The sequence below is a fragment of the Priestia sp. VA7 genome (assembly GCF_055710015.1).
In genome coordinates, this window is the sequence record NZ_JBVQPN010000002.1 from 173,279 (window position 1) to 187,172 (window position 13,894).

General features: G+C 40.4%; 14 protein-coding genes and 1 pseudogene. 9 read left to right on the plus strand and 6 right to left on the minus strand.

What is annotated here, in order from left to right:
- Positions 1–2 precede the first annotated feature (2 nt).
- Complete coding sequence (locus AC0C45_RS07475; protein ID WP_230183602.1) at positions 3–425, plus strand: NUDIX hydrolase; 423 nt, start codon at positions 3–5, stop codon at positions 423–425.
- Between the two features lie 111 nt (positions 426–536).
- On the opposite strand, the gene budA is transcribed toward AC0C45_RS07475, so the two are convergent.
- From budA to AC0C45_RS07505, 6 genes are all read right to left on the minus strand, one after another.
- Positions 537–1,250 carry an acetolactate decarboxylase gene (gene budA, locus AC0C45_RS07480; RefSeq protein ID WP_472928000.1) on the minus strand — a complete coding sequence of 238 codons (714 nt, stop codon included), beginning with the start codon at positions 1,248–1,250 and terminating at the stop codon, positions 537–539.
- A gap of 16 nt (positions 1,251–1,266) precedes the next feature.
- Positions 1,267–2,946: an acetolactate synthase AlsS gene (gene alsS / locus AC0C45_RS07485; protein ID WP_472928001.1), complete on the minus strand. Its 1,680-nt coding sequence runs from the start codon at positions 2,944–2,946 to the stop codon at positions 1,267–1,269.
- Positions 2,947–3,172: 226 nt separating this feature from the next.
- Positions 3,173–3,337, minus strand: coding sequence for an aspartyl-phosphate phosphatase Spo0E family protein (locus AC0C45_RS07490; protein ID WP_014461503.1), 165 nt, complete (start codon positions 3,335–3,337; stop codon positions 3,173–3,175).
- An 863-nt stretch (positions 3,338–4,200) separates the two neighbouring features.
- Positions 4,201–4,398 (minus strand): YwbE family protein, encoded by a 198-nt coding sequence (locus AC0C45_RS07495; RefSeq protein WP_013055498.1) that lies wholly within the window; start codon positions 4,396–4,398, stop codon positions 4,201–4,203.
- Positions 4,398–4,577, minus strand: coding sequence for a hypothetical protein (locus AC0C45_RS07500; RefSeq protein WP_013055499.1), 180 nt, complete (start codon positions 4,575–4,577; stop codon positions 4,398–4,400). Before AC0C45_RS07500 ends, AC0C45_RS07495 begins: the two co-directional genes overlap by 1 nt.
- An 84-nt stretch (positions 4,578–4,661) precedes the next feature.
- The gene (locus AC0C45_RS07505) at positions 4,662–5,030 is read right to left on the minus strand and encodes a winged helix-turn-helix transcriptional regulator (protein WP_013055500.1); all 369 of its coding nucleotides are present in this window, start codon (positions 5,028–5,030) and stop codon (positions 4,662–4,664) included.
- 329 nt (positions 5,031–5,359) lie between these two features.
- Here AC0C45_RS07505 and AC0C45_RS07510 point away from each other — a divergent pair, with 329 nt between their 5' ends.
- The 8 genes and pseudogenes from AC0C45_RS07510 to AC0C45_RS07545 all read left to right on the plus strand — a co-directional run bounded on the left by AC0C45_RS07510 (position 5,360) and on the right by AC0C45_RS07545 (position 13,894).
- A complete protein-coding gene (locus AC0C45_RS07510) occupies positions 5,360–6,559 on the plus strand; it encodes an MFS transporter (RefSeq protein ID WP_472928002.1) in 1,200 nt (399 codons plus the stop codon).
- A gap of 57 nt (positions 6,560–6,616) precedes the next feature.
- A pseudogene (locus tag AC0C45_RS07515) lies at positions 6,617–7,572 on the plus strand (LLM class oxidoreductase).
- A gap of 224 nt (positions 7,573–7,796) precedes the next feature.
- Positions 7,797–8,723: a malonate decarboxylase subunit epsilon gene (gene mdcH, locus AC0C45_RS07520; protein ID WP_034654242.1), complete on the plus strand. Its 927-nt coding sequence runs from the start codon at positions 7,797–7,799 to the stop codon at positions 8,721–8,723.
- Positions 8,724–8,760: 37 nt separating this feature from the next.
- Positions 8,761–10,413 (plus strand): malonate decarboxylase subunit alpha, encoded by a 1,653-nt coding sequence (gene mdcA, locus AC0C45_RS07525; protein ID WP_472928003.1) that lies wholly within the window; start codon positions 8,761–8,763, stop codon positions 10,411–10,413.
- A gap of 5 nt (positions 10,414–10,418) precedes the next feature.
- A complete protein-coding gene (locus tag AC0C45_RS07530) occupies positions 10,419–11,285 on the plus strand; it encodes a triphosphoribosyl-dephospho-CoA synthase (protein WP_472928004.1) in 867 nt (288 codons plus the stop codon).
- A gap of 23 nt (positions 11,286–11,308) precedes the next feature.
- Positions 11,309–11,611 carry a malonate decarboxylase subunit delta gene (locus AC0C45_RS07535; protein ID WP_013055506.1) on the plus strand — a complete coding sequence of 101 codons (303 nt, stop codon included), beginning with the start codon at positions 11,309–11,311 and terminating at the stop codon, positions 11,609–11,611.
- On the plus strand, positions 11,598–13,298 hold the full coding sequence (gene mdcD, locus AC0C45_RS07540) for a biotin-independent malonate decarboxylase subunit beta (protein WP_472928005.1): 1,701 nt from the start codon (positions 11,598–11,600) through the stop codon (positions 13,296–13,298). Before AC0C45_RS07535 ends, mdcD begins: the two co-directional genes overlap by 14 nt.
- On the plus strand, positions 13,286–13,894 hold the full coding sequence (locus AC0C45_RS07545) for a malonate decarboxylase holo-ACP synthase (RefSeq protein ID WP_472928006.1): 609 nt from the start codon (positions 13,286–13,288) through the stop codon (positions 13,892–13,894). The genes mdcD and AC0C45_RS07545 overlap by 13 nt, the downstream gene beginning before the upstream one ends.

Here is a 13,894-nt window from a genome sequence, read left to right on the forward strand (position 1 = left end):
AGTTGAATCAAAAATTAGCTGTAGCAGTTATGGTGGTAAATCAAGATCATCACGTGCTTCTAGTCAAGAACCATAGACGGGGATGGGAATTTCCAGGCGGTTTTGTTGAAGCAGGTGAATCAATAAAAGATGCGGGGATACGAGAAGTTAAAGAAGAATCTGGAATTGTTATTGAAGTGACCAACTTTCTAGGAGTAGAACAAGATGTTAAACGATCTACTACTGTTATTTTATTAAAGGGAAAAGCGATTAGCGGGGAAATTTCTGTCTCCAATGAAACGCAGGATGTGGGATATTTTACGTTAGAAGAAGCAAAAAATATAATTAAATTAGATAACTTTAAGGATCGAATGGCTAGATGTCTAAAAGAAGCTGAAATACCATTTTTCTATGTTTTAAAAGACACAGGCTCTTTTTACGTATAGGCGGAAGGTTTCTGTGTTGTGCTAGAAATGAAGCCTGAACGCGATTAAATAAAAAATGCTCATCGTCATGCATGACGATGAGCGTTTTTTTATCAGTAAAAGTATCGTTGTTTATTCAGCCGTCGCAATTTCTTCTTCTACATCATGGTCTTCTAAATTAGCATTTAAAAATTCACTTGTTTCCGATAAATTGAGATTTAATTTCGTTTTTTTGCAGATTTGAATTGTAACATCCTGAACAGAGACATCTAAAACATGTCCCCCTTCTTTTTTATATTCATCAATAAAGTGCAGGTGGTAGCCTGGAACACCGATGCCTGAAGAATATTCTGGCGTATAAAAACCTGCTAGTGTTCCATTTACATCTGAAAATGTAAATGTAGGCTGATCAGCAGCCGCATCTACCATAGAAGGATAGGGCTTCTCTTGCTTTGCAACCGTGCGCGTTTTTACTTCTTTAAACTTCCCGTCAATGCGAACTGCATAGAATAAATTCGGGCTAGGAATAAGCTCGTTCATTAAGGTTTCTAGTTGTTCACGATTCATTTCCTTTTCTACACGATAAGAGATATCTTCATAAAAGGTTGTCATAATGGCAAAAGGTGTTTTTGCATCTTCGCCAATAGGCGCGGCTTTCCCATCAGCAATATGATAAAATTCTCCGTCAAAGGCAATCATTTCACCGTCCAATTGATTAAACGTACCAATGCCGAAATCACCTTTCTTAGCTAAATCCTTGTATGTGACAACACCGTCAAATACTCCGTCTAATAAAGCGATCATGGTGGAAGTTTGGTGAATCGTTAATTTTTCTTTATTGCTCATTCTTTACTCAGTCCTTTCAGTTAATTTGATCTGGCAGTAGCTGTGTATTTAATTTTTCATTATCTTTATAATCTACAGGAGCATCGATGATAACTGGGCCTTGTTCACGAAAAGCGCTTGCTAGAGTGTCCGAAAATTCTTCTGGCGAGTTAACTCTAAATCCTTTGGCACCAAAACTTTCAGCAAGCGTAACAAAGTCTACACTGCCAAACTCTACTGCAGATTTTCGACCATATTTAATCTGCTGTTGAAAGCCAACCATATCGTAGGTTTGATCGTTCCAGATAATGTGAACAATTGGTAAGTTTAATCGAACGGCTGTCTCGAGCTCCATAGCTGAAAATAAAAACCCGCCGTCTCCAGACATAGACAGAACTTTTTTATGGGGGCGAACGAGTGCAGCTGAAATAGCCCAAGGCAAAGCAACACCTAGTGTCTGCATACCGTTGCTGAATAGTAAATGCTGAGGTTCATAGGAACGAAAATAACGAGCCATCCATATGTAATGCGAACCAACGTCACATGTGATGGTAGTATCATCTTCAACAAAGTTCTGCAGAGCTTCAATTAATTGTAGGGGATGAAGGTGAGTGTCATTAGAAAACTCGTACTGATCGTCAGGTTGCTCAAGTTTACTTTTTAGCGTTTTTAAAAAAGAAGCACTTTCTTTTGAACGTATTAAATGTGGGAGTTTATCCGCTAATATGTCAATTGTGCTTGGAATATCCCCTACTAACTCAATTTCCGGCTGATAATGGTGGTCAGCTTGTGGTTGTAAATCATCTAAATGAATAATGCTTCTTTGACTTTCTGAGTTCCAAAGAGAAGGAGGGTATTCAACTGGGTCATATCCGATTGTTAAGACGACGTCAGCATGCTTCAATAAGACGTCTCCAGGCTGATTGCGAAAAAGACCTACTCGCCCAAAAAAGCGGGTTTCAAGCTCTCTTGAAACAGCTCCCGCACCTTGGAACGTTTCCACCACAGGAAGGTCATGTTCTGCTATAAGTTGACGGATTGATTCCACTGCTTTAGATTTACTTGCTCTCATACCTAAAAGCAAGACAGGTAGTTTTGCTGTGCGAATAGTGTGTATAGCTTGGGCAACAGCGTCTAAATTGGCAGTCCCAATCGTAGGAGCTTTTAAAACGGATAGAGTGGAAGCTGATGTTTCGCTATCCATTACATCCTGCGGCAAGCTGACAAAACATGCTCCTGAAGGAGAAGAAACAGCTTCGCGAAAGGCGTCTGTTATCACTTCTGGAACGTTTGCAGCGTCTTCTACCTCAACGCTGAATTTGGCGATAGATTTAAATAGTCCTTCATTATCCATTGATTGATGCGTCTTTTTTAATCGATCTGCTCTTGGAACGGCTCCTGCTAGGGCTACCACTGGGTCACCTTCAGAAGTAGCAGTCACAAGGCCAGTGGCTAAGTTAGCGGCACCTGGACCTGATGTGACAAGGCAAACGCCCGGCGTACCTGTCAGTCTTCCCATAGCAGCTGCCATAAACGCAGCATTTTGTTCATGGCGGCAAACAATTACTTCTGGTCCTTTTTCTTTCAAAATATCAAATACGCCATCAATTTTGGCTCCTGGAATGCCAAAAATATAAGGCACATTCTGACTTGCCAAACTTTCTACTAGTAAGTCAGCGCCTTTTTTTGTTTCGGCAGTATCAGCATTACTCATCATGCATTCTCTCCTTTATGTTTCTTAGATAGGTTTTAAGGCCTACTGATTGGATACCCAATTTGTATGACAACTAACCTAAGGAAAGGAGAAGGTTTTAATTTTCTAAATAAAAAACTTCCCTATTAATTAGGGAAGCAGAGATGTACCTATTGCGAATAAAACATATCTGTTTTATTTGTAGGTTTATGGTACTTGAGGGATAGCAAGTGAAAGTCCAACGCGGCTCTTATTTGGTATGGTTAAAAAGCTTTTGGTAACTAACAATTTTTTGATCTAGCTTTTGACTTAATTTTAAAATCTCACCGTGAGAATAGCTGCTTGTTTTTTTAGCTAATTGGTAAATATCTGATTGTAAGGCTCGAATTTCTTTTTCTAACTGAGGTTGCTTCATTGAAATCCTCTCCAAGTCAGAATACTTCTATCTTCTATGTTTTATCTAATAGTATGAAATTCCTTCATATTTGTAAAATGTTTTTTGTTTTGAAAAATATGACATAGGTGAAGAGCTGCTAACAAGCTTTGTCGAACACTTTTTTTACCTGTTTTCAATAAGTATGATATACTGAGGCTAGGAAAAATGACAATCTGGAGCGCACGTTCAGTTATTCTTAACAAGCGAATGAATTCTTAGCTTTGACAAGTGTAACTTGTAAGGCGAAGAAATTCATCACATAATCTTATTAGATCTGAACCTTGTTAGCCTGGATGAGGATTTGTCGAAAACGATTCACTAGAAAAAACCTTCGAGACCGCCAGCTCGGAGGTTTTTTTATTTTTGTGTATGCGAAGTAAAAAAAAGACATAGACTAATAAAGAAAAAGGTCCCGCACCCATAATCGGCCGTAGTTGATTACACCTTGTCCATTTCTGCAAGGAAGCTGTCTTTTTACTATAGGGAAGTGCCGCCAAACACGATTCCCTAAAGACAATCAGCACACGAGCCTTATGGATGAAGAACCTTTTAGACGATACTTACCGGTGATTACTTATTTTACTACTGGAAAAATAGCAAAATAAGAGCGACTATGGCTCCTAAAAGCTCTACGTAAGCCGTTAGGAGCTGAACATTCTCAGCATCTAGGAAAAATGACTTGAGGATTCGTCTCAGACTATCCACCACCTTTTTCTTCCTTGCGTGAATTCCCAAGGGAAAGAAAGGGGACGACAGTGCTTCTTTATTTTAACAAAAGTAGGAAATGATAAGTAGATTTATTTGAAGTGTAAATTAAAAAAGCATGTAGAATACATGCTTTTTTAATTTGGGTAAATTTCTTTTATGCGTCCGACTTGTCCATCTGTTAAACGGACTTTGATGCCGTGTGGGTGAAAGCTTGAATTGGTCAGAATGTCTTTGACCGTTCCGTGTGTAAGTTTTCCAGAACGCTGATCTGCTTTTAAAACAATGTCGACTTCAATTCCAGGAGCTACGTCTTTTCTATTTTGTCCGTTCATTATACACCTGTTCTCTTTCGCTGATTATTCGTTTTTTTTGTTTGTTGACTCGTCAGCTTTTTGGTTGCTTGATTGGTGCTGCTATTTTGAGCTTTACTTGAAGATTGATTTTTCTTATTAGCAAGCTGCTGTTTGATAGCATCTTGAAGACTAATTTTCTTTTTAAGTTGTTCTGTCATATGGGTTCCTCCTGAATATATACATCATCTGAAAAAACAAAGAAAGTAAGGGAATGAAAAAGCTGACTAGATAGTCAGCTTTTTTTAATTAGAAACAGTGACTTCTTCTACAGGCTGCATAAGTACAGCTTCTTTATCAGGATACGTTTTTTCAATATGATGTTCTCCCCAAGAGCATAATGAATCAAGAATGCTTTTTAAAGACCATCCGTAATCTGTTAAAGAGTATTCTACTCGAGGCGGCATTTCATTGTACATTTTTCTAACAATGATGCCGTCTGCTTCAAGTTCTCGAAGCTGCTGCGTTAATACTTTTTGCGTAACGCGCGGCATAATTCTTTTTAATTCTCCAGGGCGCTTTGTCCCTTTAATTAAGTGGCAAAGAATAACGACTTTCCACTTGCCTCCAATGACTTCTAGTGCCGCTTCCACTGGAATATTATATTTTTTCACGTTAACAACTCTCCTTGTTCTAGAGATAACGGTCAAATGCATGTTTTCGCATTTTTTCTGATGTTTATCATATCACTATAGAGCAAAATTTTCTAGGTGTAAGCATTTTTTTAGAATACCCAATAGTTCATGACTTTAGTATTTACGCTTATTGTAACCTCCAGGTGCCTATATCACTTGAAAGTGCGTACTTTTTCTTTGGTTTTACATCGCTCATAATAACAATTGTTGATGGCGAGTTAGCGAATATATGAAAGGTACCTAAGCTAATTAGCCGTAAGAGAAGCTATTATGAAGAAGTTATCATAACGAACAGGAGGCGTTAAGAAGTGAACACACTTTCACAAACACAACAAAGTAAAAAAAGCGGTTCTTTGCCGCTATTAGCGCTAGCTATTAGCGCCTTTGGAATCGGGACTACAGAGTTTGTTCCAGTAGGTTTATTATCATCGCTTGCAGATGATTTAAATATTTCCATTACACTAGCAGGGTTATTAATTTCAGGATACGCAATGGGAGTTGCATTTGGAGCTCCCGTATTAACAGCTTTAACAAGTAAAATGAGCAGAAAATCACTGTTGATGCTATTGATGGTTATTTTTATCGTAGGAAACTCAGTAGCAGCTTTATCAACAAGCTTTGGGCTGCTGCTTATAGCACGAATTATTACTGCATTTTCACACGGGATTTTCTTTTCTATCGGTGCGACTATCGCTGCTGATTTAGTGCCAGAAGATAAGCGAGCAAGTGCCATTGCTTTAATGTTTACAGGTTTAACAGTTGCAACTGTTACAGGTGTTCCGCTTGGTACATTTATCGGACAAGCTTTCGGCTGGAGAGCAACATTTTGGGGAGTAGCGTTACTTGGGGTTATTGCCATTATTGCAAGTGCTCTTTTAGTGCCTAAAAACTTAAAGGAAGCGCCGCCGGCAAAGTTTAGTGATCAATTGAAAATTTTGAAAAACGGGCCGCTTTTACTATCGTTTGCTATTACTGCCTTAGGATATGGCGGAACGTTTGTAGCTTATACGTATTTAGCACCTATTCTTGAAAAACTAACAGGATACGCACCAAGCGCGGTTAGTATCTTACTGCTGGTATACGGTGTAGCAGTAGCCATCGGAAATACAATCGGAGGAAAAGCTGCGAATAAAAATCCGTTAAAAGCATTATTTTGGATGTTTCTAATTCAAGCAGTTATCTTAGTTGTTTTATCGTTTACTGCATCGTTTAAAGTAGCGGGAACGATTACGATTTTTGCCATGGGCTTATTGGCATTTATGAACGTACCTGGACTTCAAGTGCTGGTCGTGAACTTAGCTGAAAAGTATGTTCCTTCAGCAGTGAACGTAGCCTCTGCGCTTAATATTGCTGCATTTAACGTTGGAATTGCTATTGGTTCTTTTGTAGGCGGCCTGATTGTTGATTCGATTGGTCTTGTTCATACTCCTTGGATTGGAGGAGTGATGGTTTTAGGAGCGGTCTTATTAACAGCATGGAGCCGCTCAATAGAAGCAAAAGCAAAATAAAACAAGAGATCATCGCAAAAGGCGATGATCTCTTAGCTATAAAAGGAGAGGAAGCAAATGACTACATTTCAACATCATAAGGCGTATCGTCGTATGTACAAGGAGAATGAGTTAACGTTAGGTTTGCATATGCCGCTTGAAAATTATCAATATGCCACGCCTACGATGGAGAAACAAGTGGAGCTCACGCAGCTTGCAGAACAATATGGATTTACAAGCTTATGGTTCCGCGATGTCCTTCTTCAAGATCCATCATTTGGCGATCCAGCCACGGGTCAAATTTATGATATGCTTATTTATTTGACGTATCTGGCCAGTCAAACAAGAGAGATTGCTCTTAGTACATCTGCTATTGTGCTGCCTTTGCGCCATCCGCTTCGCGTAGCCAAAGAAATGGCAACCATTGATCAGCTTTTCCTGAGCGTTTGATTATGGGCGTATCTTCTGGAGACCGTCAAGCAGATTTTCGAGGGTTAGGTATTCCTCATGAAGAAAGAGGAAAGCGATTTTCAGAGGCTTTTCATTATTTAGAAGAAGCGTTAAATAAAGAATTTCCATCTATCGAGTCTGCTTTGGGATCCATTCAAGGAGCAAATGTCGTTCCTAAGCCAACGAAACGTATTCCAACGATGATTACGGGATACAGTCAGCAAAATATGGAGTGGTTTGCACAGTATGGGGACGGCTGGATGTATTATCCTCGTCATCCCCATTTTCAAGCAGAAGCTATTACCCAATGGAGGAAACTGGTTGATATCTATCATCCAGGCGTTTTTAAACCTTTTACACAACCTATGCATCTAGATTTGGCAGAAGATCCAAATGAAATGCCAACGCCAATTCGTTTAGGATTTCGAGCAGGTCGTAATACATTAATTGAACTTCTTTCTATTTATAAAGAAATAGGAGTTAATCATCTCTTTTTTGCTCTTTTTGATAGCAAGCGTCCGGCTGAAGAAGTTATACATGAGCTTGGCGAAGAAGTGCTTCCGCATTTTCCGGCTCATCTGTAGCTAAAAGTACTTTAGTTGAAGATCCGAACGGGTTAGATTCTTAATGGAGAATCTAACCCGTTCGGATTTTTCCATTGATTTCGTTATGTCTCAATCTCTTTTTATATAGATTTCAAGTTATAGGATATATAAGAAATATGTATTAGAGTTATTGATCCTATGTTCTTTATAATAAAATTATCCATTATCTCCTTGGATGATATAAAGTCGAAAGGAGAAACACGATGAGTGTTGCATTTCTATTTCCAGGCCAAGGCGCACAATATGCTGGTATGCTTCATGATATAAAAAATAAATGGGGATTAGCGACTACGTTTGAAGAAGCAAGTGAGGTTTTAAATCAAGACGTATTATCTTTAGATTCGTCAGAAAAGTTAAAATATAATAAAAATGTTCAAATATGTCTTTTTATTGCAGGAGTGGCTGCGGCTAGGTCGTTTAAAAACAAAGGATACTCGCCAGACGTGGTAGGAGGGCATTCTATAGGGGCGTTTGGAGCAGCAGTTGCATCTGAAGTGTTATCTTTTAAAGAAGCTCTTCTTCTTGTGAAAAAAAGAGGGAAACTGATGGAAAATGCTTATCCTGATGGTTATGGTATGGGGGTTGTGATGGGACTGCGTGAACATCAGCTTCTCTCTATTGTAAATGAACTATCAACTGATGCAGCTCCTGTGTACGTAGCGAATCTAAATTCTCCTGATCAAATAACGATTTCTGGCACCTTAAAAGCAATTGAGAAAGTTCTTGAAAAAGCATCTAAAAAAGGGGCTAGAAAAACTAAAATGCTTCATGTAACGGTGCCTTCTCACTGTCCTCTTATGGAAGGAGTTTCGAGTGAATTACGAAAAACCATAACGGAGGTGCAAGGAAAGGACCCGTCCGTTCCTTTTATAGGTAATTGTAAAGCTCGGAAATTATGGAAAGCTGCTGATATTAAGGAAGATTTGGCAGCGAGTGTTGCCCTGCCCGTCCGTTGGCATGATACGACGGAAGTTATGTATGAAATGGGCACAAGATTATATATTGAAATGGCTCCAGGAAGAGTGCTAACGGATTTGGCTGCTAAGAGCTTCCCTGAAGCAAGGGCTATTTCGGCAGCCGAATCTACGATGAAAACTTTGCTGATTTTAATGGAAAAAGAAAAAATGTAAGCGTATTAATTTAGAAGTATCAGAAAGGAGCTAGAACATGAGTGGCATAAAAAAAACTTCAAAATCATGGACAACTCGCCGAGATCAAAAAGCAGCGCGCCTTGCGAAAATAGACCAGCTTCTTAAAGGAAAGTTATTAGGTAATGAACACATTATTGAAGCGTTAGAATTGCTTATATCACCCGGAGATAAAGTAGTGCTTGAAGGAGACAATCAAAAGCAAGCATCTTTTTTATCAAAGGCGCTGAATGAAGTAAGCGCTGATAAAATACACGGTCTTCATATGATTATGTCTAGTATTTCACGTCCGGAACATCTCGACATATTTGAAAAAGGAATTGCTGAAAAAATTGATTTTTCGTACGCCGGTGCTCAAAGCCTTCGCGTGTCTCAAATGATTGAAGATGAGACGTTGAAAATTGGAGAAATTCATACATATCTAGAGCTTTACGGACGCCTTTTCATTGATTTAATTCCGAACATTGCCTTAGTGGCTGCTGACAAAGCGGATGTACAAGGTAATTTATATACAGGAGCAAATACGGAAGAAACACCAACCATTATCGAAGCAACCGCGTTTAAGGATGGGATTGTTATTGTGCAGGTAAATGAACTTGTTGAAGAACTTCCGCGAGTTGATATTCCAGCTTCTTGGGTTGATTGTATCGTCGTGGCGGATCAGCCTTATCAATTGGAAGCTTTATTTACGCGAGATCCTCGTCATATTACAGAACTCCAAATTTTAATGGCTATGATGACAATTCGAGGTATCTATGAGCGCCACAGCGTACAATCATTAAATCATGGCATTGGCTTTAATACCGCTGCAATTGAGCTTTTGCTGCCTACCTATGGAGAAAAGTTAGGACTGAAAGGTAAAATATGCAAGCACTGGGCTCTGAATCCTCACCCCACGTTAATTCCGGCTATTGAAAGCGGATGGATTGAGAGCGTGCACTGCTTTGGCGGAGAAGTAGGAATGGAACAATACACAACAGCGCGTCCTGATGTGTTTTTTACAGGACGCGACGGCAGCCTGCGCTCAAACCGTGCGATGTGTCAAGTGGCTGGTCAATATGCGGTAGATGCTTTTGTAGGATCAACTTTGCAAATAGATGGAGAAGGAAATTCTTCTACCGTCACATCTGGACGTTTGTCAGGGTTTGGCGGAGCTCCTAATATGGGGCATGACCCTAGAGGCCGCCGACATTCTACGCCTGCTTGGTTGGATATGATAAACGAGCAGCACGAACTAGCGAGAGGCAGAAAATTAGTTGTTCAAATGGTTGAAACCTTTCAATCAGGAAATGAGCCTGTTTTTGTGGAGTCTTTGGATGCGATAAAGGTAGCGAAACAAGCAGGCGTAGCTACTGCTCCTGTCATGATTTACGGGGATGATGTGACGCATGTTGTGACGGAAGAAGGAATTGCTTATTTATATAAAGCACAAAGCTTGGACGAAAGAAAAGCAGCGCTTGAAGCAGTAGCAGGGGTAACACCTATAGGCCTTCGATATAACCAAAATAAAGTGGAAAAGATGCGCAGAGATGGCCTAGTGGCTTTTCCCGAAGATTTACAGATTCGCCGTACAGAAGCAAAACGTTCATTATTGGCAGCAAGAAGTGTCGAAGATTTAGTAGAATGGTCGGATGGCTTGTATAATCCGCCTGCTAAATTTAGGAGCTGGTAAGAAATATGCGTATTCAAAGTATTCAAGAAGAGCTAAGACCAGCTGTGTTTTACTCATGTCTAATAGCTAAAATGGCAGTTACCGCTCTGGTTGATGAAGCGGTGCTTACACCTAAGCCTGGGCTTGTAGATGCAGCAACAACTGGATCTCATCAAGATATGAATATTGAGACGCTGTTAACTTCTGCTTATGCTTTACAACCGACCTTTTTACAGATTGCATTATACAGTCAAGGAAAGCAGCCAAGTCAGATGCTAAGGGAAGAAATTGCTCGAATTGGACGCGAGGGCGAACAAATTATGTACGGGGCTACAGATGGTGTTAATACACACAAAGGAGCCATTTGGGCATTAGGCCTACTTGCGTCTGCAACATCGGTTTGCGGCATTCAAGCATCACCTTCATCCATCACAGAAGCTGCAGGAAAAATTGCTCGTTATGCAGATCGTTTTTGTCCTCTGCATTCATCTAATGGACTTCGTGTGAAAAAACAGTATGGCGCAAAAGGAGCGGCTGGAGAGGCGAAGCAAGGATTTCCTCACGTAATTCATATAGGCTTGCCTGCTTTACATAAAGCTCGTAAGCTAGGCATACATGAAACATCAGCCAGGATTGATGCTTTAGTAACACTAATCGCCAACCTTAATGATACGTGTATTTTGCATCGTGCTGGTCCGGTTGTGTTAAAGGAGGTTAAAATGGCGGCATCCAATGTGTTAGAAGCTGGAGGGGTATCTACATCAATGGGAAAACAGCGGCTAAAAGCGTTAGATCATATACTTCTATCATCTAACGCTTCTCCAGGCGGAAGTGCAGATTTGCTGGCTGCTGTATTATTTTTAGATCGAATATCTCTTTTTAAAGAATCGTAAACGTCTGCAGGGAGGAGTGGCTAATGGAAACGTTAGTGTTTAAATACAAAGCCGATCGAAAGTTAACTCAGCGCGCACATGTAGGCGTTGTTGGTTCAGGGGATTTAGAAATTTTAATGGTTCCTTCTGATGAAGAACATGCTCACGTATCAGTACGAACAGGAAGTGAAGGATTTAGTGAAACATGGAAAGCCGTATTAGACCGGTTCTTTAGTGTTCATACCATTCAAGCGAAAATTGTAATTAATGATTTCGGTGCTACGCCTGGTGTAGTCGCCTTGCGTCTTGCACAAGCTTTGGAGGTGAGTGAAAATGGGAGTGAATAATCAAAGCTTTATTGAGTTAAATGGAAGAGAACGAGCACAGGCCATCTTAGATCAAGGAACATTCTGTGAGCTGCTTGGCCCTTTTGACGGAATCGAATCGCCTCATTTACCTAAGCAAAATATTGTTCCTCAAAGCGATGATGGTGTCATTATAGCAGGTGGGATGATAGCAGGAGAGCCAGCCGTTGTCATTTCAATAGAAGGAGGGTTTCAAGGGGGAGGCATTGGTGAAGTATCGGGAGCTAAAATTGCAGGAGCTTTAGAACTAGCCCTTAATAATCACAAAAAAGGTGTTCCTGTTAGACCTGTTTTTCTATTCGATACAGGAGGGGTAAGGCTCCAAGAAGCGAATTATGGACTTTTGTCGATATCTGAAATTGGCTCAGCTGTGGTTGCTTTGCGTGAGCATACACCTGTTGTTGGGGTTATTTCAGGAAATGTAGGCTGCTTTGGAGGAATGTCCATCACTGCTTCACTCTTTAGTTATCTCATTATGACAAAAGAAGCAAGGTTTGGCCTTAACGGCCCTGAAGTGATCGAACAAGAAGCAGGGGTTGAAGAGTTTGATGCAAGAGACCGAAGCTTAATCTGGAAAACGATTGGGGGTATGCAACGCTATGAAACCGGGTTTGCAGATACCTTAGCACAGGATGATGTCAAGGCTATTCAACGAGCGGTTCAAGAGACGTTTCAGAAGAAAGGAAAAGTAACTAGTAAAACAGAACAAGTAGATTTTTACAGACATTTGCTTAGTAAGGTTGATCCTTCAGAAAAACTGGCTCCTGATCAGTTTCAAGAATTGTATAACATAACAAAAAATGAACCTCTCCCTTCAACAGTCTCTTACTCGCTGAATGAAGTTCCAGGTAACATGCCCAACAGCCGCGGTCGCGTGTGGATCAACGCCTTAATAAATGATGAAGAAGCAGATTTTGAAATTCCTTCCGTTCTTTATAAAGACGCATTGCTAGGAAGAGAAAAGGTCCGATATATATCGGTTGTACCTAATCCTTATAATCGTTTCTTACGTGCACGGAAAGGGGAAATAGGACTAGATGAAGGATGGACAATTGCCAAGCACGTTCGTGAAATAATAAAAGAAGATCGAAATCAATCTCCTCGGCCTATAATCGCCATTGTGGACGTACCGAGTCAAGCGTATGGCTATCATGAAGAACTTCTAGGTATTCACTATGCTTGCGGTGCTGCGGCTGATGCTTATGCAGCAGCGCGCTTAGCAGGTCATCCGGTTATTACGTTAATTGTCGGGAAAGCAATTTCAGGAGCATTTCTGGCTCATGGATACCAATCAAATCGAATTGTGGCTTTAAAAGACGAAGGAGTGAATGTTCACGCCATGTCCAAACAGTCGGCAGCGCGCATTACTAAAAGAAATATAAAAGAACTTGAAGAAGCTTCAAAGAAAGTCCCGTCCATGGCTTATGATATTGAATCTTTTGCCTCACTTGGCGCTTTATATGAGCTGGTTAGCGGTATTCAAGCAGAGCAGCCCACAAAGCGCGACGTTCAAACGATTCAAGATATTTTGACTGGAGCAGTAGAAGATGTACGCCGTGAAGGTGTGTACGATTTAAGCACCCGGCTATACAGTGAGCAAGCAAGGAAGGAAGGGCGAAAAGCTTCTTTATTAGTAAGAGATGAGTTGGAAAAACAATGGAATATATAGCTCATGATTTGCTTCAGTTAAAAGAGGAAGCAAAGCTTATCAGTTATACACCTATCCCTGATTGGGTGGAGCATTCTTTAGGGAAGGCTCCGTTTGTCGTTGTAAGGCGGGCTGTTCAACGAGATAGCCTGATACCTGTTGGAGTAAGAGGAGAAAGAAGGAAGCAGCGTTTTGGAGCATTTGTATCTGAGCAGGCTGTTAAACAAAGAATTAGGCCGGAAGATCTCGTTTCTATTTTTCAAAACGGCCCCTTTAGAAACATGCCAGCCACAGGTGCTTTAAAAGAAGTTGCTATTATTTTAAAAGATTTTGCGTGGGGACCAACCGGCAGTGTGGGATTCGAATTTGCAAGTGGTGCCGAAGTTGTTACAACAACTAGTGATTTGGATATACTTATTCGCCTTTCTTCTTATTTGTCGGTGGAACAAGCGCAACTGATAGTTAATCAGTTAAAAGAGTGTCCAGTTTCTGTAGATGTACAGGTAGAAACAGAAAAAGGAGCATTTTCTCTGGTGGAATATGCAAGGGGAGAAAAGACGCTGCTTCTGCGTACTGTATATGGACCTTCCTTAATAAAACTGAATCAATTAGTATAA